This window comes from Gottfriedia sp. ABJ_BB2_2, from assembly GCF_055484705.1.
Map to the genome: position 1 here is coordinate 77,819 of NZ_JBVFKR010000012.1, position 26,244 is coordinate 104,062.

A 26,244-nucleotide genomic window follows, 5' to 3' on the forward strand; every position below is an offset into this window, starting at 1 on the left:
GGTAAAGTAAGTTATATGGCACAAGTTGAAGTTCAAGATATAAAGAAAACACCGCGCTTTGCGTTTCAATCTAAGTCATTCACAATATTCATGACTGGCAGTTTCATTTCTAGGGTAGGCGATTGGATGGATTTAGTTGCACTAAATTGGGCAGTCCTCCAGTTTACAAATTCGCCTATTCATTTAGGTATTATTAATGCTTGTCGCTTAGTTCCTACATTTTTACTAAGTGTACCAGCTGGAATATTGGCTGATAGGATGGACCGAAGAAAAGTATTGATTTGGCTGCAAATCGGCATGATGTTATTAACATTTATACTCGGATTTCTCATTAAGGAGGAACCAGCATTTTGGTTATTTGCCTTCATTGTGACTTTAAGGGCCATGCTTGCAGCTATGGATCCACCAGTCCGTAATGCTTTTATTCCAAATCTTGTCCCTCAATCTTCGATGGCAAGTGCAATCGCAATTAATACGATGATCATTAATCTATCACGTATGATTGGGCCAGCAATTGCAGGATTATTAATTGGAATGACTGATATTGCCAATATATTTTATATCAATGCTTGGGGGACGTTTAGTGTATTAATCTCTTTATCTCTTATTCGCAAAAACTTTCAACCATTAAAAAGGAAAGCAGAAGGAGAGAAAATTACCTTATTAGAGGCAGTAACATTTGTTAGAGAAAAACCGTCAGTGCAGTCATTACTCATACTTGCGATTGTCCCAATGATATTTGGATTCCCTTATACAACAATGACGCCATTATTTGCTAGAGAGCTTCTACACTTAGGACCTGAAGGGTTTGGAATGTTACTATCGATTTCATCAGTCGGAGCAATTGCAGGCACGACATGGTTATCTATCGGTAAAGAAATCAATGAACCAGGTAAATGGTTAATCTATTCAATCATTAGTTTTGGCTGCTCTTTACTTTTATTTATTGGAACAACAAATCTAATGATTGCCAGTATCGCGATGTTTTTAGTTGGATTAACTAGTCAAACTTATCGTACATTAAGCCGCATTACGTTACAGAAGCAAGTACCAGATCATCTTCGTGGCAGAATATTAAGTATCGCTTTAATGGACAGAGGCTTTATTCCTTTAGGAGCGTTATTAATTGGAGCAATAGCAACGAGTTTAGGAACTCACTTGGCAGGTAATGTAATGGGATTAGGTTGTATTATAACGACATTAATGATTGTGATGAAAAGAAAACAAATCATGAAAATATAATTCGATGGAGGTTTTAGAAAGTTGATTGAAAATATTGTGCAAACTTATCGAATGAAACAAGAGAAACCACTTTGTGCTTATATATATGACTTATCAAAATTACGTAGTCACGTAGAAGCACTTTTGACAACTCTTCCAGCAAGCTGTCAGTTATTCTACGCAATTAAAGCCAACTCTGATGAAACGCTGCTTAAAACGTTAGCTCCACATGTAAGTGGGTTTGAAGTTGCTTCTTTAGGGGAAATTGAAAAAGTTAGGTCAGTCGATCAGCATATTCCGATTTTGTTCGGTGGTCCTGGAAAAACTTATGAAGAAATTGACATGGCAATCCATCACGGTGTGACTTTATTACATGTGGAGAGTTTCCATGAACTAAATGTAGTGAACCATATTGCCAAAAAAAGAGAAATTAATGTATCGATTTTATTTCGTGTGAATCTTCGCCGGTCTGTACCGAATGCCAAGTTAAAAATGGCTGGTGTTCCAACTCAATTTGGTATTGATGAAAAAGAGATACCAAAGGCAATATCACTAGTGAAATCAATGCCAAATATAAAACTATGCGGTTTTCATTTTCATGCCATGTCTAATAATATTGATGCGATGGCACATGCTTATTTTGTAGACCATTGCTTTGCATTATCTAGAGCTTGGGAAAGTGAGTTTAATCTAGATATTTCCTACCTGAATGTAGGAGGTGGAATCGGTATTAACTATCTAGAATTACATGACCAGTTTAACTGGGAAGAATTTATGATTGTTTTACATAAAATCATAGAAAAAAACAAAGATAAAAACTGGCAAATTTTATTTGAATGTGGACGTTATATTACCTCATCATGTGGATATTATGCGACTGAGGTTTTAGATATTAAACAAAATCATGAACAATATTTTTGTGTACTCCGTGGTGGAAGTCACCATTTAAGACTTCCAGCTGCTTGGAAACAAAATCATCCTTTTACAATTGTTCCAGTAGAAAATTGGTCATACTCATTTGAGCGTCCTGAACTAATGAATGCGAACATTACAGTAGCAGGTGAGTTATGTACTCCTAATGATGTACTTGCAAGAGATGTAAATATAACTAGATTAAGAGTAGGTGATATTCTCTTATTTAGCTATGCAGGGGCATACGGTTGGTCTATTTCTCATCATGATTTTCTCAGCCATCCACATCCAGAGCGGTTTTATATTGATTCTGGCTTACTATTAACAAGCGAACAACTCCTTGTGAAAAATGGATAAGCTAAGACCAAATTTGACCAACAAATGATCTTCAAACTAAATGTAAATCATTCAAGATGAATAAATTAGTCTAACTACTTGAATTTAGTAATAGTATTAATTAATATGTAAGAGAAATACAATTTGATATTTTGAATAGTACTAGGGGTGCCGTAAATGGTCGGCTGAGATTAAGACACAATTGTCTTTGACCCTTTAACCTGATCTGGATAATGCCAGCGTAGGAAAGTGAGCGATTAAATGCATATTTATATGCATTTACAACATTGATTTGTTCGAGCACAAGTCCCTATGGGGATTTGTGCTTTTTTTGTTCTCTAAATCAATCCACAACTTCTATCTGTAGATCAAAAAAGTCTATTCACTAAATGGGAGGAAAAAAATTGAAAAAAGTATTAACAATTGCGGGTTCTGACTCAAGTGGTGGGGCTGGAATTCAAGCGGATTTGAAAACATTTTCAGCTCATGGTGTTTTTGGCATGAGTGTGATTACCGCAGTGACGGCTCAAAATACACAAGGTGTATTTGCAGTTCAAGATATAACACCAAAAATGATAGCAAGTCAGCTAGATGCAATCTTTACTGATATTGAAGTTGATTCAGTAAAGATTGGGATGGTATCACAAATTGATACGATTAAAATCATTGCTGAAAAACTAAGACAGTATAAGCCAAAGCACATTGTCGTTGATCCAGTTATGGTTTCGAAAAGCGGTTATGATTTGTTAAGCCCAGATGCGAAAGAAGCGTTAATTCAAGAATTGATTCCATTAGCAACTGTCATAACACCTAATCTACCTGAGGCAGAAGTAATTACAGGTAAAAGCATTTCAACTATTCAAGAGATGGAAGAGGCTGCAATTTTGATTCATACATTAGGTGCTAAAGCTGTTCTTGTAAAAGGTGGTCATTTAGAAAACGATGCGACAGATGTTAGCTATGATGGGGATGAATTTACTTATTATAAGAGTACTAGAATAGCTACCAATAATACACATGGTACAGGGTGTACTTTATCATCAAGCATAGCTTCTAATCTGGCAAATGAATTTCAATTAAACGAAGCAATTAGTAGGGCAAAAGAATACATAACATTAGCAATTCAACATTCATTCTCCATCGGGAAGGGCGTAGGTCCCGTACATCATTTTTATTCAATGTATCAAAAGGCGGGTATTTTGCATGTCTAAACAAACTGGCAATTTAACAAGATGGAACTTCGCAACACTTTGGTTTGGTGCCGCAGTTTCAATCGCTGAAATTATGACTGGTGCGCTCATTGCACCTTTAGGTTTTACAAAAGGATTGACTGCTATTCTAATCGGACATTTACTTGGTACGCTACTTCTTGTGTTAGGTGGCGTTATCGGTTCAAGAGAGCGTTTAACGGCAATGGAATCTACTAAAATATCATTTGGAAGATATGGCAGTTATTTATTTTCTATATTAAATGTGTTGCAACTAGTGGGCTGGACGGCAGTTATGATTGTTACAGGAGCTAGATCTATTAATGTAGTAACTAGATCTGATTTTCATTTTAATCAGCCTTGGGTATGGTGTCTTATTGTTGGCTTATTGATTTGTATTTGGTTATATTTTGGTCAAAATGCTTGGAAGAAGTTAAATAGTGTAGCAGTAGCGCTATTATTTTTACTAACGATTGTTTTGTGCTTTGTTATTTTCAAGCATAGTGAATTCCTTTTTAAACCTGGTACTTCTGAGATGTCTTTTGGTGCTGCAGTAGAACTATCCGTTATCATGCCATTATCATGGCTTCCATTAATAAGTGACTATACTCGTTTTGCTAAGTCAACTCGTGAAGGTGCAATTGGAAGTTTCGTTGGTTATATGGTTGGTAGTTCATGGATGTATGCAATCGGACTAGGGGCTGCTCTAGCATTTAATGAATATGATCCAGTGGCAGTTCTAATGAGTGCAAATCTTGGATTATTTGCAGTTGGAATCGTTGTGTTAGCAACAGTTACGACTACTTTTATGGATGCATATTCTGGTGGTATTTCATTGACAACTGTATTTCCCAAATTAAATGGAAAGCATGTCGCAATTGTATTGACGATTATAGGAACAATACTTGCAATGGTATTTCCGATTGAAAAATATGAAGGATTTTTATATTTAATTGGTTCTTTTTTTGCACCTTTGTATGCAATTTTGTTAACGGATTATTTTATTTTAAAGCGTACAAAAATTAGAAAAACCTTAATGTTAGATTGGGTTGCTATGCTTATTTGGGTAGTTGGGATATTTATCTATCGACAGTTTGTACAATTTGATAGTTTTCTAGGAGCAACTATTCCTAGTATGGTAGTCATTGGTTTGATTTATATTGTCGTTCAATTTGTTATAAATAAATTTACTAATCAGCATGTAGGGGGAAATAAACATGTCAGTTCTTAATGAAATCAGTCAGTTAATTGGAGATGTAAAGGGTAAAAAACCATTAGTACATCATATTACAAACTATGTAACGGTTAATGATTGTGCAAATATGGTTCTTGCGATTGGTGGTTCGCCAGTCATGGCAGATGATTTAGCAGAAGTTGAGGAAATGTTAGCTTTTGCATCAGCACTAGTCATCAATATTGGTACGTTGAACGAAAGAACAATTCAATCAATGATCACGGCAGGAAAAAAAGCAAACCAACTTGGAATCCCAGTTATTTTGGATCCAGTTGGTGTAGGAGCTACTACACTCCGAACGGAGACAACGGCTATTTTATTAAAAGAAGTTCGATTCGCGGTCATACGTGGAAATATGTCTGAAATAAAAATAATCGCAGGAATAAATGTACAGATTAAAGGCGTTGATTCAGTTGCGAATGAAGAAAATGGCGTTGAAATTGCTAGAGCTTTAGCAGTGAAATTAGGTACGGTTGTAGCCATTACTGGAGCCGTTGACATTGTGGCATCATTAGATAAACTTTGTAAAATTTCAAATGGTGATAAAATGCTTGCAGATGTAACAGGAACAGGATGCATGAGTACATCTTTAATTGGAACATTCGCTGGTGTAACAAAAGATTATTTTCTTGCTGCAATTACCGGCATTACGATTATGGGGTTAAGTGGTGAGTTGGCAAAGGAACGTTTAACAAAGGACCAAGCAATTGGAACATTTAAAGTAAACTTATTTGATGAAATCTCCAAAATGTCAGCAGAAACATTGCTAAAAGGAGGTAAAATTGAATGAGTGTATTAAGAAATAAAGTTGACTATAAGCTGTATCTAGTGACAGACCGAGATGTATTAGGGGGAAGGGATTTAATCCAGTCAGTTGAGGATGCAATTAAAGGTGGAACAACGATTGTTCAGCTAAGAGAAAAAAACTGCAGTAGCTTAGACTTTTATGAACTTGCGCTAAAGGTAAAAGAAGTAACATTAAAATATGGTGTTCCACTCGTTATCAATGATCGATTAGATATTGCACTTGCAATAAAAGCAGAAGGTTTACATATTGGTCAAGAGGATTTACCACTCACGGTAGCAAGGGAAATCGTCGGAAAAGATATGATTATTGGAGTGTCTGCAACGACATTAGAAGAAGCGCTTCTTGCACAAGAACAAGGTGCTGATTATGTTGGGATTGGCTCTATTTATCCAACAAGTACAAAATTAGATGCAAAGTCTGTATCACTAGAACAATTACACGTAATCCGTGAAGCAATCTCGATTCCAATTGTTGGGATTGGTGGAATTAATGAAGAAAATGTAACTGAACTGATGAAAACGAAAATAGACGGTGTTGCCATTGTATCTGCTATTTTAGGGAAAGAAGATATTAAAGGAGCAGCAGAAACATTCATCATTAAAATGAATGATTAATTGTAAAACTATCTTATCTATATGGTAAGGTAGTTTTTTTATTGGTGAAATCGATATGATCCAATCATGAATAAGTTTTTCTTATTGTACCTCATAATAAAACGCTATTTTTAAACAAGTCTTTCAAATTGTAAAATGAAAGTAAAGGTTATAAATGAGGTGAATAGCGTGAAGGCGGTTGTTGTAACTAAGTTCGGTAAACCAGAAGTATTAAAGTATGTTGATTTAGATATCCCTACATTTAACTCAAAGCAAGTGTTAATTAAAGTAGAAAAAGCCAGTGTTAATTTTGCAGATATAAAATCAAGATACGGAAAAAAAGGGCAAGGCACATTTCCATTTATCCCAGGATTGGATGCTGCTGGTGTCATTATTGCTGTTGGAAAGGAAGTAACGCAATTTAAAGTCGGAGAGAGAGTAGCGGCATTTCCAGTTGGTGGCTCATATGCTGAATACGTAGTAGCAAATGAAAATTTAACATTTCATATACCAAAAAGAGTCGGATTTGATATAGCTGCGTCATGTCTAACTGTATCTTTTCTTTCATATAAATTATTAGCCGATGTAGCTGTAATTGAAAAAGGAGAAACAGTCCTAATCCATTCTGCAGCTGGAGGAGTAGGGACTACAGCTATACAGATTGCTAAGATTTTAGGTGCAGGTAAAATCATTGGCACGGTTGGAAACGAAAAGAAGGCTGAAGTTGCACAAGCTGCTGGTGCTGATGATGTTATTTGTTATGAAAAGGAAGACTTTGCTCAAAAAGTAAATGAATTAACAGACGGTAAAGGAGCAAATATTGTACTAGATTCAATAGCTGGTAGAATATCTGAGCAAAGTTTACAATGTTTAGCACCATATGGTCGGCTCGTTCATTTTGGAAACTCAAGTGGGGAAGTAGGACATTTTAATACAGAACAGTTGCATTCAAGTTGTCGATCTATTTTAGGATTTAGTTTAGGTACAACAAGAAAAGAACGCCCTGAGTTATTGAAGGAAACGGCTAAACAAATATTCAACTTTATTGAAAATGGCCAGTTAACGATTAAAATAGGTCATCAATTTTCATTAGAAGAAGCCGTGAGTGCTCATAGATTACTAGAGAGTCGACAAAGTATTGGTAAGATTTTATTAAATGTAAGGGATAAATGAACAAGGATTCATTATGGCGGTAGATATAAATAGAGGGACTGATGAGACTTGATATATGTCACCGAACAAGCTGTTCAAGTGACCAATTTATTCCTAAACATGGACAAAATAAAAGGAATGTCTATATTACTAACTTCATATATATATTAAGTAAACACTACTTAAGGTAGTGTTTTTGTATTTGGAATGAAATATCGGCATTCAATACCTTGTACTAACCACTTGTCTTAATTTGTCGAAATTATAAGAATTTTGCACAAAGGAAATTGGTATAATATATCGAATATTATCAATTGTAAGACTATATTATTTTTTAATATAGATATAAACTGACTCCACTGAGAAAACCGACAGTTGGAGGCATTCTTACGTTTTTTAAAACGTACCTTACTATTAAAAGGAGAGTGACTAGCACATGGATTTTTTATTATCTAAAGAACAGCAATTGATTCAAGAAATGGTACGAAGCTTTGCAGAGAAGGAAATTGAGCCTTTTGCAGAAGAAAATGACCGCGATAGTAGATTCCCAATTGAAACATTCCAAAAAATGGGTGAATTAGGTTTGTTAGGTATTCCTTTTCCTGAAGAATACGGTGGAAGCGGAAGCGATACAATTAGTTATGCAATAGCTGTAGAAGAAATAGGACGTGCATGTGGTGGAACTGGTTTAAGTTTTGCTGCCACAATTTCACTTGGCGCATCTCCAATTTATTATTTTGGTACGGAAGAACAAAAGCAAAAGTACTTGGTTCCAATGGCACAAGGAAAAACGCTTGGCGCATTCGGCTTAACAGAACCTAATGCTGGTTCTGATGCTGGGGGAACACAAACAAGAGCAGTATTAGATGGAGACGAGTACGTGATTACAGGTGAGAAATGCTGGATTACGAATGCTCAATATTCAAATACAATTATTGTTACAGCTTATACTTCAATAGATGAAAGAGGAAAGAAAAATATTTGTGCATTTATTGTACCTACCGATTCAGAAGGATTAACGATTACAGATCCTTATGACAAGATGGGTGTAAGGGCATCAAATACGACTCAAATTGTTTTAAATGAAGTACGAGTACCGAAAGAAAATATTCTAGGTAATCCGGATAAAGGGTTTGGCCAGTTTTTATATACATTAGATGGTGGAAGAATTTCAATCGCAGCTCTTGCTGTAGGTATTGCACAAAAGGCTTTTGATAAGGCATTAGCTTACTCAAAAGAACGTAAACAATTTAACCAGCCTCTTTCTAGCTTCCAAGCAATTCAATTTAAGCTAGCAGATATGGCAATGGGAATTGAACTAGCTCGAAATATGGTACACAAAGCTGCATGGTTAAAGGATAATGGAAAACCTTTTACAAAAGAAGCGGCGTTTGCTAAGTTATACGCTTCTGAAATCGCTTCCAAAATTGCGAATGAGTCATTACAAATTCATGGCGGTTACGGATACATGAAGGAATATGGTATTGAACGTTTAGTACGTGATGCTAAGTTACTTGAAATTGGTGAAGGAACTTCTGAAATTCAACGTATCGTTATTGCAAGACAATTAGGATGCCGATAAGGAGCGAGAATATGATCAAAATACTGATTGCAAACCGCGGGGAAATCGCATGCAGAATTATCCAAACATGTAAAAAACTGCGTTATCAAACTGTTGCTATCTACTCAGAGGCTGATAAGGAAAGTTTGCATGTTAAGTTAAGTGATGAGGCTTTCCCTCTTAAAGGAAACCATACAAAAGATACGTATTTAAATAGCGATTATATTATTCAGTTGGCTAAAGAAAACAACGTAACTGCAATTCATCCAGGTTACGGTTTCCTATCAGAAAATAGTGATTTTGCTAAAAAATGTGCAGAAGCTGGAATTTTATTTGTAGGTCCTAAGCCTGAACATTTAGAAATGATGGGTGAAAAAATTAGAGCTAGACAGCTCATGGAGCAATTAAATATTCCTGTTATCAAAGGGAACTCTCACCCAATTCAATCTGTAGAAGAAGCAAAAGAAATTGCATTCGATATTGGTTATCCTGTCATGTTAAAAGCCTCCAGTGGTGGTGGTGGGATTGGTATGAAATTAATCGAGAATCAAGAGCAACTAGAAAAGGAATTTGCTGCAACTCAAACAAGAGCACTTCAATTCTTTGCAAATGATGATGTATTTATTGAAAAAGCAATCTTAAAACCAAGACATATTGAAGCACAAATTGCAGCAGATACACTTGGCAATATAGTGTTCCTGTTTGAAAGAGACTGCTCAATTCAAAGAAGAAACCAAAAGGTTGTTGAAGAGGCACCATCACCATTTCTTTCATCACATGGACGCAAAAAATTAGAAGAGTATGCACTTACAATTGCTAAAAAAATGAAATATATAAATGTAGGTACGATTGAATTTCTAGTAGATGAGAACGAAAATATCTATTTCTTAGAAATGAATACTAGATTACAAGTAGAACACGGCGTTACTGAAGGGATTACAGGAATTGATTTAGTTGAATGGCAATTCCGCATTACATTTGGTGAAATTCTTCCAATTCGTCCACATCATGTAGAGATGAATGGACACTCGATTGAGGTAAGGGTTTATGCGGAGGATCCTAAAACGTTTTTCCCATCTCCTGGAACTGTTCAACATTGTAGTTTTCCAGAGGTAGAAGGTGTGAGGGTTGATACACATCTTTACGATGGTTGGGTTGTATCGCCATTTTATGATCCACTTTTAGCGAAAGTAATTGTGACTTCAAAAACTAGAAAAGACGCAGTGCATCAACTTCAGTCGTATTTATCAAATGTACGTATTGAAGGAATTAAAACGAATGTGCCATTTTTAATTGATATTCTTTCTACGAAGTCATTCCAAGAAGGCGATTATGCGACTAATTTTATTAGTGAATATCAAAAAGTAAAGTGAGGTTTATATAATGGAAAATTTAACGGCAATGATGGCAGGTAGCGTATGGAAATTACTAGTAGCAGTAGGAGACGAAATCAATAGTGACGGCGAATATGTCATCTTAGAATCTATGAAAATGGAAATTCCACATGCTGCACCATATAAATGCAAGGTTGTAAATGTATTTGTGCAAGAAGGCGATTTTGTGAATGAAGGCGACTCATTAATCCAAGTTGAAAAGCTAGGTTAGGAGTAAACAAATGAAACTACCTCAATCAGTTATTTTAAGGGAAGTTGGACCACGTGATGGGTTACAAAATGAGAAGCAGTTTGTTCCAACAGAAAAGAAGCTTGAATGGATCGATTTATTAGTAGAAAGTGGTTTATCTTATATTGAAGTTTCATCATTTGTTAGGCCAGACTGGATCCCACAACTTAGTGACTCTGTTGATCTATTCACAAAACTTAACAAAAAAGATGGGGTTACTTATGCAGCGCTTGTCCCAAATAAAAGAGGACTAATCAGTGCATTTGAAGCTGATGCAGATGAAATTAACTTTTTCGTTTCTGCCAGTGAAACACATAATTTGAAAAATAAAAATGCTAGTATTGAGCAGTCAATGAGTGAAATTCGTTCGATGATTACTGAATGTAAACAGCATAAAAAATCTACAAGAGCATATATATCAACAGTATTTGGTTGTCCTTATGAAGGCAATATCAATACTGTTCAAGTTATTAAAATGGCTAATCAATTAGTTGACTATGGTGTAGATGAAATTTCTTTTGGAGACACGATTGGCATTGCTACACCATATCAAGTAAATGAATTTTTAGAGGATTTATTAAAAGAAATATCTGTTGATCAGATTGCAATGCACTTTCACGATACATACGGTCGTGCGATGGCAAATCTATATACTTCATTGTTATTTGGAATTGAACGATTCGATTCGTCAACTGGAGGGTTAGGTGGCTGTCCATATGCACCGGGAGCAAGTGGAAATGTAGCAACTGAAGATATTGTTTCATTACTTCATCGATTAGGTATTTCAACTGGTGTTGATGAAAAGAAACTTCACCATGCGACAAATTATATTTCTGAGACGATGAACTTGACGCCAGTTAGTAAATTATTTTCCGTATGGAATGGTTCAAAGGAGAGTATTTAAATGGAATCCTGTTTACTTGTAAATGATATTGGACATGTAAGAGTATTTACGCTTAACCGAACGAAACAAGCAAATTCCTTATCTCGCGAGTTATTAGATGCTCTTCATGATGAAATGGACAAATTATCAAAAGCATCAGATATTCGTGCAGTATTATTTACAGGTAGTGGTTCTTCTTACTTTTGCAGTGGAGCTGATTTAAAGGAAAGAAGAGGCATGACTGAAAGTGAAGCTAGGGAAACCGTTGCTATGATTGGATCCCTATTCTTTAAAATTGAAAAGCTTCCAATGCCAGCAATCGCAGCTATTAATGGCGTTGCATTAGGCGGAGGCTTGGAACTTGCTTTAGCTTGTGATATTCGCCTTGCTCATAAAGATGCAATAGTAGGCTTACCAGAAACATCCTTAGCGATTATTCCTGGAGCTGGTGGAACACAAAGACTACCACGCTTGGTTGGAATTGGAAAAGCTAAGGAATTAATCTATACAGGTAAACGATTAAATGCACAAGAAGCTGAGCAAATTGGAATTTTAGAACATGTTGTTGAATTAGATGAATTACAAAATAAAGCATTAGAAATTTGTGAAGCAATTGCAAGTAAGGGACCTCTTGCAATACGCGCAGCAAAAAAAGCGATTCAATCTGGCTTCGATCTACCATTAGATTTAGGTTTAAGATTAGAAACATACGAGTACGAAAGATTACTACATACTGAGGACCGTATGGAAGGCTTAAATGCGTTTCAAGAAAAACGTAAACCACAATACAAAGGAGAGTAACTCACATGTCAAACGAAGCAACATATCAAGCTCGAAAAGACCAAATACTTTCTGGTGGGAAAGAAAAGTATCATGAGAGCAATGCTAAAATTGGAAAGCTTTTTGCTAGAGAGAGAATTAATCAGCTAGTAGATAAAGATAGTTTCGTAGAAGATGGTTTGTTTGCCAATTGCGTAAATGATGAGTTTCCAGCAGACGGAATTATTACAGGAATCGGAAAGATTAATGGTCGTACAGTTTGTGTAATGGCAAATGATTCTACTGTAAAAGCAGGATCTTGGGGTGAAAAAACAGTAGAGAAAATTATTCGTATCCAAGAAACTTGCAAAAAAATGCTATGCCCATTAATCTACCTTGTAGATTCAGCTGGCGCACGTATTACTGACCAAGTATTTATGTTCCCAGGAAGACGAGGCGCAGGACGAATATTCCATAATCAAATTAAGCTGTCTGGCCAAGTACCTCAAGTTTGTTTATTATTTGGCCCATCAGCTGCTGGTGGTGCGTATATACCTGCATTTTGTGATGCTGTATTCATGGTTGAAGGCAACTCATCTATGTATTTAGGATCACCTCGTATGGCTGAAATGGTTATCGGTGAAAAAGTAACGCTTGAAGAAATGGGCGGAGCTAGAATGCACTGTTCAGTTTCAGGATGTGGGGATGTTTTATGTGAGTCAGAAGAAGATGCAATTCGACAAGTAAAAGAGTATTTATCATTTTTACCTGCCAACTTTAAACAAGCGTCACCTGTTGTAGAAGCTAAGAACCCAGTAGTAAAAGAAAAATCATTAGCTGAAATGATTCCAGGTAATCAAAACGTACCATTTTCTATTTATGAGTTTATCGATCGAGTAGTAGATGAAGATTCATTCTTTGAAATCAAAAAATTATTCGCACCTGAATTAGTAACTGGTTTTGCTAGAATTGATGGACGAAGTGTTGGAATTGTAGCAAATCAACCTAAGGTTAAAGGTGGGGTATTATTCCCTGATTCAGCGGATAAAGCAGCTAAATTTATCAATTTATGTGATGCTTACCATATTCCTTTATTATTCTTAATGGATGTACCAGGATTTATGATTGGCACAAAAGTAGAACGTGCAGGAATTATCCGACACGGTGCGAAAATGTTATACAGCATGAGTAACGCAACAGTGCCAAAAATTTCGGTAATTGTTCGTAAAGCATATGGTGCCGGTTTATACGCAATGGCTGGTCCTGCATTTGAAACTGACTGCGTTATTGCATTTCCATCTGCTCAAATTGCAGTAATGGGTCCTGAAGCTGCAGTAAACGCAGTATACGCTAATAAAATTGCAAGCTTACCAAAAGAAGAACAAGCTGCATTCATTCAAGAAAAGCGTAAAGAGTATTCAGAGGATATTGATATTTACCGTTTAGCATCAGAATTAGTTGTTGATGTTGTCATTCAACCAGAAGAGCTTCGATCTGAACTAATTAAACGATTTGAGTACTACTCGGAATCATACGAAACGCCAAGCACGAAAAAGCATGGTGTATATCCGGTATAATTAAAGATAACAGTCCTTGATAAAGGGCTGTTTTTTTATGAATAGATTGGGGAGTGCTGTACGTGCATCAGTTATCAGTAGCAGGGTAACATAAAACAAAATATTGTTTGAAAGTGACAATATCGTCATGTTAGTTCATGTTAAATCGATGGTTATCTAAATCAATTCAGATTATATTTAACATGAATAGGAGGTCATCAATATGAAAACTGTAATCCGAACAAAGAATTTATCTAAAAACTACGGAAAAACAACCGTTTTAAAAAATATTGATTTGATAGTTAATTTAGGAGAGTTTACAGCAATAATGGGTCCATCTGGATCAGGTAAGTCTACATTAATGAATGTTTTATCTACAATCGATCAATTCACTGGCGGAGAAGTATGGTTAGAAGAACAATCCTTATTAGATTTAAATAAAAAGGCGTTGAGAAAATTTAGGCAAGAACATATGGGATTTATTTTTCAGGATTATAACTTACTAGATACATTAAATGTAAAAGAAAATATTTTATTACCCCTTTCTCTAAGGAATGTATCATCAAAAGAAATGGAAGAGCGTTTAAGTCCAATCATTAAGGCTTTAAATATTGAAGATATTCTTCATAAATATCCAAATGAAATTTCAGGGGGGCAAAAGCAACGAGCTGCTTCTGCTCGCGCAATCATAACAAATCCAGCTATTGTTTTTGCAGATGAGCCAACGGGAGCACTTGATTCACGTTCGGCAACACAATTATTGGAACAACTTGTGAACCTAAATGAGATATTTCAAACTACGATATTAATGGTTTCACATGACCCATATGCTGCAAGTTATTGTAAACGTGTCATTTTTTTAAGAGACGGAAAGATTGTCAATGAGCTTTATAAAGGAGATCAGGATCAAAAAACATTTTATGATCGCATTTTAGATACTCAAAGCTTGATGGGAGGTAATTAATCATGAGCCTTCTCGAGCTAACGAGACGTAATATAAAGCGCAATTTTCGTTTATATACAATTTACCTAGTTTCAATGATTATCGGTGTTATTATTCAATTTACATTCTCGGCTTTAATGTATAACGAAGATATTATTAATGCACTTAAGAATAAGGAAAATTTCCAAATGGGTGTGATGATCGCGACAGTTGTCATATTCCTATTTATCATTTTCTTTATTTTATATGCTAATTCCTTTTTTATGAAACAAAGAAAAAAAGAGTTTGGAATGTATCTATTATTTGGAATGAGTGAAACACAAATTACATTAATGATATTCTATGAAAATCTAATGATCGGTGGTTTTTCTTTAGTAAGTGGCATGTTAATAGGAGGACTACTTTCAAAGTTCTTTGGTATGTTACTAATGAACTTAATGAATTATACGAACGTCATTTCTTTGAATTTTCCAATTGAAGCGATTGGTTCTACTGTATTACTATTCTTTTTACTTGCCGTTATTATCAGTTTTCAAAGTTTCTTTATGATTAGAAGAGTCCAATTAATTGAACTTTTTCATGCTCATACAAAAATGGAAAAGGTGTTTAAATCATCACCATTTTTAGCACTACTATCAATCTTGTTATTAGGGATTTCAATTTTTTGTATTAGTAGTGGTAGAGAGTCGGTTTTATGGCAGGAGCACGCAAAAATAGGGTTAATTACAGTAACAATTGGCATATTAGGTGGAACTTATTTATTCTTCCGTCAGTTTACTGGATGGTTACTTCAATATATTAGTAGTAGAAAAAATTATCGAGAAGGTAACACAGTACTTTGGGCGTCATCGTTAAAGTTTCAAATAAGAAGTAATACGTTAAACTTAACGTTTATAACTTTATTTAGTGCCATTTTAATCATATTAATTGGATTTGTAACGATTAATTACAAGGTACAATTTGAGGCAGTTGACAGGAACCTACCGAACAATATTGCTTACCAATCTATTAATAAAGAAACAAATGAGAAAATTGAAAGTCTGATTATAAAATCAAATCATAAAATTGAAGATCACGAAACAATTGAGGGGTTAGTATCTAAAGCAAATTCTGACCGTAAATTAGCATTTGAGGAGCCTTCATATTTCTCAAAAGAAGTTTTTCTTTTTAACGAAACTACCTACAATCAAATCGTTTCAAAACGAGGCGATGACCAAAAAGTTAAACTAAAGGGAACAGAAGCTGTCTCGCTTTCTCAAGGAACTGACTTTGGAGTAGTATATGAGCGAAATAAGCGACCTAAGTTTAGTATCAAAACGAATCAAGAAAAGACCTTCAGTTTGGTAGAAAAGAAGGATTATGCCCTAATTGGATGGGCAACAAGTCCACATGGATCAATGGACAAAAAACCATCAGTTCTAGTTATTTCAGATGTAGCATACTCAGAGTTAAAGGACCATGCAACCAAACAACAGTATGAGATTTATACAATTAAAAATGCCAAAAATGCTGAATCACTTTCAAAACAAATTTACTCAGTAGTTGCAAAAACACCAAATGCCTATTACTCATCCTTTGCTGATGTATATTCAAAACAAATTGAAAGCTCTTCACTAATGCTTTTTTCAGCATGCTTCCTTGCAATCATAGCCCTGTTTGCGCTAGCCAGTGTTATTTACTTTAAACAATTACGTGAAGCAACTGAAGAGCAAAAACAATATGCCATACTACGTAAAATAGGAGTAAATAATAAAGTTTTGAAAAAAGTAATTCGTAAACAATTACTATTCGTTTTCATGCCCCCTTTAGTATTAGGCATCATTCATAGCTGGCTGATTCTAAAATACTACATGCTAGACTCTGTTCAAGACTTTCCAGAACTAACAAGTGTAATTTTAGGAGTCCTACTAGTCTATACCTTGATTTACTGTTTATTATATTTATCATCTACAAGTATTTACTATAAAATAGTGAACCAAAGACGTTAAGAATCACAAAAACAATGACAATGCATGTGTGGAATCAGCTTAAGTGTATAAGGATAAATAATAAGAGGACTAAATCGCATTGGATTTGGTCCTCATATTATTTATCGTTAATTATTTAGTTAAAAAACTAGCTACATGAGAGTTTTACACTTTCAGAACCATTCTTACTGTTTTTAGGATGTGACCATCAAAGTCTTCTTCAAATGTTTATATATTTTTTTCTTACTTTTATATTTTATAGGTATCTATGACACTGAATTGGTCAGAGAGGGTGGTTAAACTAAAAACATAAAAAGTAGATCTTTAATTTATAAATATTGTATTTTATAATGGCAGTAATTTTAAGATAGTACTTAGAGTCATCCTCTCATTAAACAATAAGATTGCAACGGAAGGTGCTCGACTCCTGTGGGAGAAGCGGGACAGGTGAGACCCCACAGGCGCGAAAGCGCCGAGGAGGCTCAGCGCACGCCCCACGGAAAGCGAGCATCCTGCAGTGGAAATCAACACATACTTTTTTATAATTATAAAGTGGTGTCCTTAAGTCAATCAGACCTTAGTACGCCACCATTACCAATTTTAATATTCATGTTATTTATTAGTTTAATTGTGATTTTTTCGTTTACTAATATGTATTTTCCTTTATCGTCGATAAATAAGGATCATTATTTTTAGGAAAATGAATCACGAATTTCGTAAAAACATTTTCTTCAGACGTACAAGTAATATAATGCCCGAGTTTATTTGATAACTCCTGTGCTAAGTAAAGTCCCATACCAGTTGATTTTGTATAAATACGTCCATTTTTACCTGTAAACCCACGATTAAAAATGCGAGGGAGATCTTGCTGATCAATACCAATACCTGTATCCTGTATAATTAAACGTTTTTCTTTCACCGTATCTTCAGTAGAAATTGAGATTTCTCCATGACTATTAGTATATTTTAAACTGTTGCTAATCAATTGATTTAAAATAAACTGTAGCCATTTGGAATCACTTTGTACAACCGTAGAATGTAATGATAAGTGCAAGCGGATTTTTTTAGCAATAAACGCTTTTGAGTTGTTCTTCACAACTTCTTTTACAATCCGTTCCACATTACAATTTACGATTTCATAATCTTGATGAAAGTTTTCTAGTTTTGCATAATAAAGGGCTTGGTCTACATAATGCTCGATTTTAGTTATTTCTTCCCCTAAGCTTTTCTCATCAAATTCAGTTTGCTGCATTAAACTTAATACTGAAATAGGCGTTTTGATTTCATGAAACCACGATACAATAAAATCATGATACTCTTTCTGTTTATACTGAATTTCATTTATTGTTCGAATTTGATTTTTTTTTAATTCCTCTAAATGCTGTTGATAAAAGAAACCTTCAAATGATAAGTTCTCGTGATCTTCTTCATCGATTCGACGAACAATATGAATGTTTTTCTGAAAACGATAAAGTAAAAAACCAGCTAAAATAAGTAAATTTAATGTAGTTGCATATATGAATGTTTGCCATTTTAAAGAGATTGTCGGGTCTGTATAAAATAAAGCACCTAATACAATGTTATTAATAATGAACATATAAAGATAAGATTTCTCGAACTTTAAAAATAGCCAAAACTGCTTCATATTAGATAACCTAGCCCTTTACGTGTAATGATAAATTCTTCAAGACCAAGTCCAGCTATTTTTCTTCTTAAACGATTTACATTTACAGTCAAAGTGTTATCATCCACAAATTGTTCATCATTCCACAAAGCTTGCATTAAATTCTCGCGCGATACGATTTTACCAATGTTTCTCATTAAAATTTGCATAATAATAAATTCATTTCGAGATAACTCAATTGAATTATTATGATATTCAATTGATGAGTTATTTAAATGAAACTTTAAGTCACGATGAATTAATTGCGTATTAGTTTCATCCTGATATGTATAATTTCTTCTTAGTAATGCACTTACTTTTGCGACTAAAACACCTAAATCAAATGGTTTCTGAACGAAATCATCTCCACCCATATTAATAGCCATTATGACATCCATATTTTGATTTCTTGATGAAAGAAATATAATGGGAACCTTAGAAACCGTCCGAATTTGTTGACACCAATAAAAGCCATCCAAAGACGGTAGATTAATATCTAATAATACTAAATGAGGTTGAGCTTTCTCAAACTCAGTAAGTACTTGATCAAACTGATTGATTTCAATTACTTCAAACTGCCATTTCTGTAAAGTTTCAGAGACTATTTTTCTAATTTTCTCATCATCTTCTACAATCATGATTTTGAACATTTTTACCTCCATTTTGAAAAGAATATTCAGTATTTACTCGTCATGAAAAGACTATCATACGAAAAGGGAATCTACAATAAACGCAAAAACAAAGAAGTAGGCCAAATTAAAATGAGAACATTAGTTCTTTTTGCGAGTTGATTTATGGTATAATTTACTAATAATATAAGGAGGGATTTTTATGAACCAAATCGATTTAATTGTACTAAATTTTGAAGAAATTAGACGTAGAAGTTTGAAAGTTTGGCAAGCAATTCCTACTAATATGTTAAATTGGAAGCCAGATGAAAAAGCTTTAACTTGTGCGGAAATGGTTCGGCATGTACTTGAAAGTGAATATATTTATCTTCAAATCTTACAAAATAGAAAAAGTATATCAAATCCTGAAAATCCATACGACTTAATTGAATTTACGAATGTACAAGATGATTTAGATAGAGCAGTACCTCTTCGAAATGAATTTATTAACTATCTTAAATCAATAGAAGTTTCTGAACTAGAGAGTGTAAAAATAGATCGTTCAGACGTAGGATATATCCGTACACTAGGAGATATGTTACTACGAGTGGCTTATCATGAATCTGTTCATACTGGCCAATTATTGGACTACATGCGAACAATGAATATTGAACGACCGAATATTTGGGATTAATAGATATAGAGAATATTGAAGAAAAGAAAATAGGACATGTTTTTGAGGCATTCCAGAAATGGGGTGCTTTTCTTTTTTTAACAAATAGTTAAACAAACGTTTGATTCATTCTCTTAATCATCTAAATCTTAGAACTATTTATACTAGAAACAGTATTTGGAGCTTATAATGATATTAAAACATTAAAAGTTTCTTAATCAATTGAATTATTTTGATGTTAAGTAGCGTATTTATTTTGCACTACAAAACAGGGGGCAAACAATGAATAAAATCGATCAAAAACTAAAAGAGTGGCGGTCTCATGAGTTAATAGATGACGAGACTGTAAGCAGAATCCTAACCTATGAAAATCATAGGAATAAAAGTGAGAAGCAGTCCTTTTTAACGAATATCGTACCCTTTCTTATTGCTTTACTAGTTGCTTTTTCAATACTAGCGCTCGTTGGAAGCAACTGGAATAATTACGATCAAACTGTAAGATTAGTCATTATTTTTGTTACATTAATCATTTTTCATTCAGCGGCGTTTATCAGTTATCAAAAAGGTAAAGAGCTTTTCGGAAATTGTTTGAATTTCATAAATGTAATTGGATATGCGTGTGCCTTCGTTTTAATTGTACAAATGTATCAATTTTCTAGCGATAGCCCAATTTTTCTTATAACTTGGACTTTATTAGCCTTTCTATATTATTACTTTTTAAAGCACGACATGTTTTATTATTTATTCTTAGGAATTGGATTATTTAGTTTAAACTATAGTGCTGATAATGGAACGTCTTATGTATATCTCTTACAGCTACCATTATTACTTTGTTCAATTTATTTCCTTATGAAAATGAAAACTCGCTGGAATGCGAGCTTCAACTATACTTTTTTAGGCTATACTATCATCGTGTTTTTTGAAACAATTTCTGATCGTCAGTATATTATACCAATTATCACGGTAATATTTGTTTTGTGGCTACTTAATGAACTTGAAGTGATTGATTATGTATTACTACCTTTCATTTCTCCATTTATTTGGATTGCTACATTTATCATTACGATCATGGGAGTAACTTATGATGTAATCCATGAAATTCAAAAAGAATTAGCCTTTCCAGTTTTCAATATTCTAATGCTATTGTGCATTTTATTAGCCATCTATACAGTTTATAGAAAATGGAAAAATAATGAGGAAATTAAAAATTATCTCTGGATTTATCTATTCATTTTCCTATTACCAATTTTGGGTATTCAAGATGAATTAGCTAATATGATTGTTGGTGTTTTAATATTATTCGCTTATTCTTGTATTCGCTTATTCTTTGGTGTTTCACATGAAGAAAAAAGAAGTATGATCATTGGCTTTATTACTTTTATTATTCTTGTAATTGGTATTTACACAGGTTTATCTGTTACTTTCATAGGTAAATCAATCGTATTCATTATTCTTGCAGTTATACTCTATATCGTCTTTTTACAATCGAAAAAAGCAAGAGGTGATGAACATGCAAAATAAAATGAAACTAATATTATTGTCACTTATTCAGTTGATTTTGCTACTTTCATTACTTGGAAGCATTATGTACTTTAAACAAACTGCTGAGACTTTTAAGATTGAGGCAGAAAGCTTAGATCCTATCGAGCCATTATTTGGTCACTATGCGGCACTATCATATAAATTCGATGAAATTAAAGATAAGGATTGGAAAGGTAAAGCGAAACCAAAAGAAGGGCAGAAGGTTTATATTGTGTTCAAAAAGAGTGAAAAGGGGCTCTACGTTTTTGATTTTGTAACAGATCAACGCCCTGAAAAATTAAAATATATTAGTGCCAAAATATCATATCTCTACGATACATATGATAATGGCGAAAAAGTAATGAATATCAACCATAATCTTGATCGATTTTATATTCCAGAACATCAAATGGATGAGTATAATCAATCAGGTCAAGATTATATTGTAACAATTAAACAAAAAAAGGACCGTGCAGTTGTTCAATCAGTTAAGGTCTCAAACTAACAAGAAAACCACTCATTTGAGTGGTTTATCTTTTTCATAGGGAGATGTATAGGGAAATAACTAAACAAACGTTTCATTAAGAAGATGAATATATTGAAAAAGAACCCATTAAAAGGGTTCTTTTTTTAATTAAGCTGAAATATTACTTTCAACTTTTAATAAATTAGCTTTCTCAAGACGCTTTCTTACAATAACGCCAATTGTAGCAGCTAAGTATGCTTTAACAAGTCCTAAAATGATAAACGGGTAAAATCCACCTGTTAGTGCTGCTTTCCAACCTAAATCCAAAGAGATTTTTAACCAAATTGTTCCAAATATTAATGTAACTAGCATTCCAATCGTATTTGCTATGAATACTTGTAAGACTGTGAATCTAGTTTTTTCTATATAGTAAGCAATGATTAATACAGTTGGTATAAATCCAATTAAATAGCCACCAGTAGGCCCTATAAGTGCACTAAATCCAGCTGAAAACTCAGCGTATACAGGTACTCCAATCGCACCAATTGCTAAATAGATAAGTACTGATATCGTTCCGTATTTTCTGCCTAAAATTGTTGCAGCAAGTCCGATTGCTAGTGTTTGACCTGTAATCGGTACAGGAGAAAAAGGTAAAGGAATAGATATTTGTGCAAGTATACCAATAATCGATGCAAATAAAGCTGAAGTAATAAGCATTTTCAATCTTTCTGGATGCATTTTAAATCCCCCATTCTTAATGTTAACTTATTTATATTTTTAGTTAACATATGATAAGTTAATTATATTTTATAAGCAAAAATTGTCAATAACTAAATACGACATAAAAAAAGAAAACCACCAACATGGTTTTCTCTTCTTTCTATTCAAAAGAATGACGAGTTACAATTTTATATCCAAATAAATTGCGACAAGTAAAAAAATAATATACATAAATAATTTTAAATAGTTTACCAATCAAGTATCCTCCATCAAAATCGCATAATTAGGCATGTGAATATTGATCATCAGTTGATACTATCTCATTTAGAAGCATTACGTAATGAAGAAATATAATTGTGTTAAATCGTATGACAAATTGTTTAAAAGTATGTTTCAAGAACTAGCTATGACTAACTTTATGTTAAGCTCCAATAATGTTCTATCTGTACTCTTTTTAAATTTGGATGTTAGTGTGATGCCATTTTTCTATCTTTGAACTTCTGAAAAATAGCTCACTGATCCATTTGTATATCATATTACGCTTGTTTCATTTTTGATTGTACTATCTGATTTTTTATCTAAGTTTAAGTGAATAAAATATACAAAAAAGCTACATTCGATAAATAAAAAGGAAAATTTTAACATTTTTAAAGGATTTTTAATAATTTAATAGAAAAAGAAGTATGATGGATTTTTTTATTTTGAAATACTTTTAAGCAGCTATTAATAAGGAGGACAACATGGGAAGAGCGATTGTACAAATTAAAGGTTTATCCAAAGAAATCAAAAATAAGAAAATTGTTTCTGATTTAAGTTTTGATATTTATGAAGGAGAAGTTTTTGGGTTTTTAGGTCCAAATGGTGCTGGGAAGACAACGACTATTAGGATGATGGTTGGTCTAATGAGTATTACTGAAGGTGATGTAATCATCAACGGAAACAGCATAAAAACGGACTTTGAAAAAGCTGTTGCGAATATTGGTGCGATCGTTGAAAATCCAGAGTTATATAAATTTCTAAGCGGATACGATAATTTAATGCAATATGCACGAATGGTAAAAGGAATCACGAAAGAGAAAATTGATGAGGTTGTCGAGCTTGTAGGGTTAACAAGTGCGATTCGCAGTAAAGTAAAAACTTATTCACTCGGTATGAGGCAACGACTGGGACTAGCACAATGCTTATTGCACGATCCAAAAGTACTTATTTTGGATGAGCCAACAAATGGACTTGACCCAGCTGGTATTCGTGAGATGAGGGATTATTTACAAAAATTAACACGAGAAAAAGGAATGGCTGTTATTGTATCTAGTCATCTTTTATCTGAGATGGAAATGATGTGTGATCGAATTGGCATTATTCAAAAAGGTGAGCTCGTCGGTGTGCAAACGGTAAATGAACTGATTAATGAAGAATCTCAAACATATATTGTTGAAGTTAGTGATATAAGTTCTGCTCAAAAAATACTGTCTGTATATAGTGTTGATGTGAGTAAAGGTGATTTGTATGTTCAAGCATCTAGGGAAGACGTGCCTGATATGATAGAAAAATTAGTTCATGCAGGTGTAAAAATTTATGGAATTAAGGTGAATTCAAAAACATTAGAAGACCGTTTCCTTGAAATAACGAATGTGTAATTCAACGGTGTAAGATAGTGAAAATAAATACAAATACATACTTTGAGTATTTCTAAGAGAAGGGAATATGACTATGATAAAATTGATACAAAATGAATGGATAAAAATTATAAAAAGACCGGGAACACTTGTCATGATTGCTCTTGTTATTATTTTAGTAGGAGTGATAGGAGGTTTTACAAAATATTCAGAAGGTAAATCTCAACAAGTAACTGATGATAAATGGAAACAAGTATTACAACAAGAAACGGATTCAATGAAAAAAGATTTAAAAGAAGTCGGTAAAAACGATCCAAATAGAAAATTTATTGAAAAAAACATAGCAGTAAATGAATATAGAATAAAACATGATATAACTCCGAATGAGGAGAGAAATGTTTGGACATTTATTGATAGCACATCAGACGTGATTGTACTAGTGGGTTTATTCACAATTATTATTGCTGCAAATATTGTAGCAAGTGAATTTAACTGGGGAACGATTAAATTGTTACTAATTAGACCTTATTCTAGAAGTAAAATTATTTTAGCGAAATATTTAACTAGTACTCTGTTTGGTCTTGTATTTTTAGCGGTTTTATTTTGTGCATCTCTAGTAATAGGTTTAATACTTTTTGGCCCAGCTGATGGGAATCCATCTTACTTAGCATATGTAGATGGGCATGTTGAAGAGCAAAGTCGTTTACTATATTCTGCAAAGCTATATTTACTAAGTTTCATTGACACATTTATGCTTGCTACGATGGCATTTATGGTCTCTACAATCTTTAGAAACAATACGATTGCCATCGGTTTATCAATCTTCTTATTATTTATGGGAAATATAATTACTACGTTGATTGCGGCAAAATATGAATGGGCAAAATACATACTTTTTGCAAACACAAATCTAATGCAATATATGGATGGAGCACCTTTAGTTGAAGGAATGACGATGGCTTTCTCGAGCATTGTATTAATATGTTATTTGATTGTTTTCCTATTCCTAGCTTTTTACGTATTTTCAAAACGAGATGTAACTGCATAAGTTTTTAAAAGAGCACAATCTATTAAGATTGTGCTTTTTCTATTGACTTTGTGCTGTATGGATAAAGATAAAGATAGAATTTTATTTAGCAAGAATATCGTGAGTAATTATATCGAAATAATTAAATTTGATAAGGAGTTTAGTGGAGTGGAAATGTTAGCATTCTACTGAATAGATAAGTTGTTGAGAGACTGCAGTAAAGTATGTTCTTAGGTGAATTACTCTAGCACCATGTGAATTGACTGTCTTTTTGGAGAAAACGATTCGATGTATTGTTTACTTTAGTATAAAAAATAATTTGTTCGGTTAAAAAAATGTTTTAATGTCCTATTCTAAATAGATAAGTCCTGTAAAATATATTAGTATAACTTTATTTTGGGATAAAAAATTGTTGACATTTGGTTCGTTTAGGAATAAAGTTGTTATTAATCAAATGACGAAAAGCAATGATAGGAACTCGAGTAGTGGTGTTTTCCCTGTAACAGAGAGCTGATGGTGGTGTGAATCAGTACAAAAAACAACATGAATTACAATCCTTGAGCATCTTCCTCGAAGCAATAAAGTGAGGGGAAGACGGTGAAGAGCCGTTATGAAATGAAGATATTAGTATAGTAATTTACATACTAATAATTTAGGGTGGTACCGCGAATTTAACCATTTCGTCCCTACTGTGTAGACAGTAGGGACTTTTTTTATTTTTAAGTAAAAATAAATTGAATAGTGTAAAGCAATGAAAGGAACAAAGTAGTGATGTTTTCCCTGTGACAGAGAGCTGATGGTTGGTGCAAATCAGTACAAAAAACAACATGAATTACAGTCCCGGAGCATCTTCTTCGAAACGAAATAGTGAGGGGAAGACGGTGAAGAGCCGTTATGAAATGAAGATATTAGTATTGTTATATTTGAGTACTAATAACTAGGGTGGTACCGCGACTAGAATGTTCGTCCCTACTGTGTAAACAGTAGGGACTTTTTTTTTGAGGGCCTTAGCGATAAAGACAGTTTTTTTAAAAATGTCGGTCTTGGGCGAGGCGGTTCCACTTTTCGTGATGTCTAGTTCCACCGCCTAGTCCCTCGAGGTCATAAGCCAAAGCCCAGCAAAGGTTAAAGAGCAACCTTCACTGATCTTTGTCTTATGCTTGTCGGTCCTGAGCGAGGCGGTTCCACTTTTCT

The 26,244-nt window shown here is 33.8% G+C and carries 23 protein-coding genes, 1 riboswitch and 2 other annotated features; of the genes, 20 read left to right on the top strand and 3 right to left on the bottom strand.

All coding sequences use genetic code 11. The features are described from left to right. Positions 1-15 precede the first annotated feature (15 nt). The 15 genes from ACX6U0_RS19055 (at position 16) to ACX6U0_RS19125 (ending at position 16,777) form a co-directional block, all read left to right on the top strand. A complete protein-coding gene (locus tag ACX6U0_RS19055) occupies positions 16-1,242 on the top strand; it encodes an MFS transporter (protein WP_464961435.1) in 1,227 nt (408 codons plus the stop codon). Positions 1,243-1,263: 21 nt separating this feature from the next. Next, on the top strand, positions 1,264-2,490 hold the full coding sequence (locus ACX6U0_RS19060; protein WP_464961436.1) for a type III PLP-dependent enzyme: 1,227 nt from the start codon (positions 1,264-1,266) through the stop codon (positions 2,488-2,490). A 133-nt stretch (positions 2,491-2,623) separates the two neighbouring features. Further along, positions 2,624-2,734: riboswitch (TPP riboswitch) on the top strand. Between the two features lie 139 nt (positions 2,735-2,873). Next, a complete protein-coding gene (thiD, locus tag ACX6U0_RS19065; protein WP_464961437.1) occupies positions 2,874-3,680 on the top strand; it encodes a bifunctional hydroxymethylpyrimidine kinase/phosphomethylpyrimidine kinase in 807 nt (268 codons plus the stop codon). Further along, a complete protein-coding gene (gene cytX / locus ACX6U0_RS19070) occupies positions 3,673-4,908 on the top strand; it encodes a putative hydroxymethylpyrimidine transporter CytX (protein ID WP_464961438.1) in 1,236 nt (411 codons plus the stop codon). Before thiD ends, cytX begins: the two co-directional genes overlap by 8 nt. Then, positions 4,895-5,701: a hydroxyethylthiazole kinase gene (gene thiM, locus ACX6U0_RS19075; protein WP_464961439.1), complete on the top strand. Its 807-nt coding sequence runs from the start codon at positions 4,895-4,897 to the stop codon at positions 5,699-5,701. The genes cytX and thiM overlap by 14 nt, the downstream gene beginning before the upstream one ends. Continuing rightward, a complete protein-coding gene (thiE, locus tag ACX6U0_RS19080; protein ID WP_464961440.1) occupies positions 5,698-6,333 on the top strand; it encodes a thiamine phosphate synthase in 636 nt (211 codons plus the stop codon). Before thiM ends, thiE begins: the two co-directional genes overlap by 4 nt. 168 nt (positions 6,334-6,501) lie before the next feature. After that, positions 6,502-7,485 carry a quinone oxidoreductase family protein gene (locus ACX6U0_RS19085; protein WP_464961441.1) on the top strand — a complete coding sequence of 328 codons (984 nt, stop codon included), beginning with the start codon at positions 6,502-6,504 and terminating at the stop codon, positions 7,483-7,485. A gap of 415 nt (positions 7,486-7,900) precedes the next feature. Beyond that, positions 7,901-9,046 (top strand): acyl-CoA dehydrogenase family protein, encoded by a 1,146-nt coding sequence (locus tag ACX6U0_RS19090; RefSeq protein ID WP_088000952.1) that lies wholly within the window; start codon positions 7,901-7,903, stop codon positions 9,044-9,046. Positions 9,047-9,057: 11 nt separating this feature from the next. Continuing rightward, positions 9,058-10,398, top strand: coding sequence for an acetyl-CoA carboxylase biotin carboxylase subunit (locus ACX6U0_RS19095; protein WP_464961442.1), 1,341 nt, complete (start codon positions 9,058-9,060; stop codon positions 10,396-10,398). Between the two features lie 10 nt (positions 10,399-10,408). Continuing rightward, the gene (locus ACX6U0_RS19100) at positions 10,409-10,630 is read left to right on the top strand and encodes a biotin/lipoyl-containing protein (protein WP_464961443.1); all 222 of its coding nucleotides are present in this window, start codon (positions 10,409-10,411) and stop codon (positions 10,628-10,630) included. A gap of 10 nt (positions 10,631-10,640) precedes the next feature. Continuing rightward, positions 10,641-11,552, top strand: coding sequence for a hydroxymethylglutaryl-CoA lyase (locus ACX6U0_RS19105; protein WP_464961444.1), 912 nt, complete (start codon positions 10,641-10,643; stop codon positions 11,550-11,552). Continuing rightward, complete coding sequence (locus ACX6U0_RS19110; protein ID WP_464961445.1) at positions 11,553-12,332, top strand: enoyl-CoA hydratase-related protein; 780 nt, start codon at positions 11,553-11,555, stop codon at positions 12,330-12,332. 5 nt (positions 12,333-12,337) lie between these two features. Continuing rightward, positions 12,338-13,867 carry an acyl-CoA carboxylase subunit beta gene (locus tag ACX6U0_RS19115; RefSeq protein ID WP_464961446.1) on the top strand — a complete coding sequence of 510 codons (1,530 nt, stop codon included), beginning with the start codon at positions 12,338-12,340 and terminating at the stop codon, positions 13,865-13,867. Positions 13,868-14,069: 202 nt separating this feature from the next. Then, a complete protein-coding gene (locus ACX6U0_RS19120) occupies positions 14,070-14,810 on the top strand; it encodes an ABC transporter ATP-binding protein (protein WP_464961447.1) in 741 nt (246 codons plus the stop codon). Positions 14,811-14,812: 2 nt separating this feature from the next. Next, entirely contained in the window at positions 14,813-16,777 is a 1,965-nt protein-coding gene (locus ACX6U0_RS19125; protein ID WP_464961448.1) for an ABC transporter permease, read from the top strand. A gap of 625 nt (positions 16,778-17,402) precedes the next feature. Here ACX6U0_RS19125 and ACX6U0_RS19130 read toward each other — a convergent pair. Together ACX6U0_RS19130 and ACX6U0_RS19135 are read right to left on the bottom strand one after the other, a co-directional pair. Continuing rightward, complete coding sequence (locus ACX6U0_RS19130; protein WP_464961449.1) at positions 17,403-18,401, bottom strand: sensor histidine kinase; 999 nt, start codon at positions 18,399-18,401, stop codon at positions 17,403-17,405. Further along, positions 18,398-19,069, bottom strand: a complete 672-nt coding sequence (locus ACX6U0_RS19135; RefSeq protein WP_464961450.1) for a response regulator transcription factor — start codon at positions 19,067-19,069, stop codon at positions 18,398-18,400. The genes ACX6U0_RS19130 and ACX6U0_RS19135 overlap by 4 nt, the downstream gene beginning before the upstream one ends. A 181-nt stretch (positions 19,070-19,250) precedes the next feature. Here ACX6U0_RS19135 and ACX6U0_RS19140 point away from each other — a divergent pair, with 181 nt between their 5' ends. From ACX6U0_RS19140 to ACX6U0_RS19150, 3 genes are all read left to right on the top strand, one after another. Continuing rightward, positions 19,251-19,721, top strand: coding sequence for a DinB family protein (locus ACX6U0_RS19140; protein WP_464961451.1), 471 nt, complete (start codon positions 19,251-19,253; stop codon positions 19,719-19,721). 261 nt (positions 19,722-19,982) lie between these two features. After that, on the top strand, positions 19,983-21,221 hold the full coding sequence (locus tag ACX6U0_RS19145) for a DUF2157 domain-containing protein (protein WP_464961452.1): 1,239 nt from the start codon (positions 19,983-19,985) through the stop codon (positions 21,219-21,221). Beyond that, positions 21,211-21,726, top strand: a complete 516-nt coding sequence (locus tag ACX6U0_RS19150; RefSeq protein WP_464961453.1) for a GDYXXLXY domain-containing protein — start codon at positions 21,211-21,213, stop codon at positions 21,724-21,726. Before ACX6U0_RS19145 ends, ACX6U0_RS19150 begins: the two co-directional genes overlap by 11 nt. Positions 21,727-21,855: 129 nt before the next feature. Here the strand turns inward: ACX6U0_RS19150 and ACX6U0_RS19155 are convergent, their stop codons facing one another. Then, positions 21,856-22,425 (bottom strand): biotin transporter BioY, encoded by a 570-nt coding sequence (locus ACX6U0_RS19155; RefSeq protein ID WP_464961454.1) that lies wholly within the window; start codon positions 22,423-22,425, stop codon positions 21,856-21,858. 722 nt (positions 22,426-23,147) lie between these two features. Here ACX6U0_RS19155 and ACX6U0_RS19160 point away from each other — a divergent pair. Together ACX6U0_RS19160 and ACX6U0_RS19165 are read left to right on the top strand one after the other, a co-directional pair. After that, complete coding sequence (locus ACX6U0_RS19160) at positions 23,148-24,044, top strand: ABC transporter ATP-binding protein (RefSeq protein WP_464961455.1); 897 nt, start codon at positions 23,148-23,150, stop codon at positions 24,042-24,044. A 73-nt stretch (positions 24,045-24,117) separates the two neighbouring features. Next, positions 24,118-25,071: an ABC transporter permease gene (locus tag ACX6U0_RS19165; protein WP_464961456.1), complete on the top strand. Its 954-nt coding sequence runs from the start codon at positions 24,118-24,120 to the stop codon at positions 25,069-25,071. 437 nt (positions 25,072-25,508) lie between these two features. Then, positions 25,509-25,741, top strand: a binding site (T-box leader). A gap of 51 nt (positions 25,742-25,792) precedes the next feature. Further along, positions 25,793-26,024 (top strand) — a binding site (T-box leader). Positions 26,025-26,244: the final 220 nt, after the last annotated feature.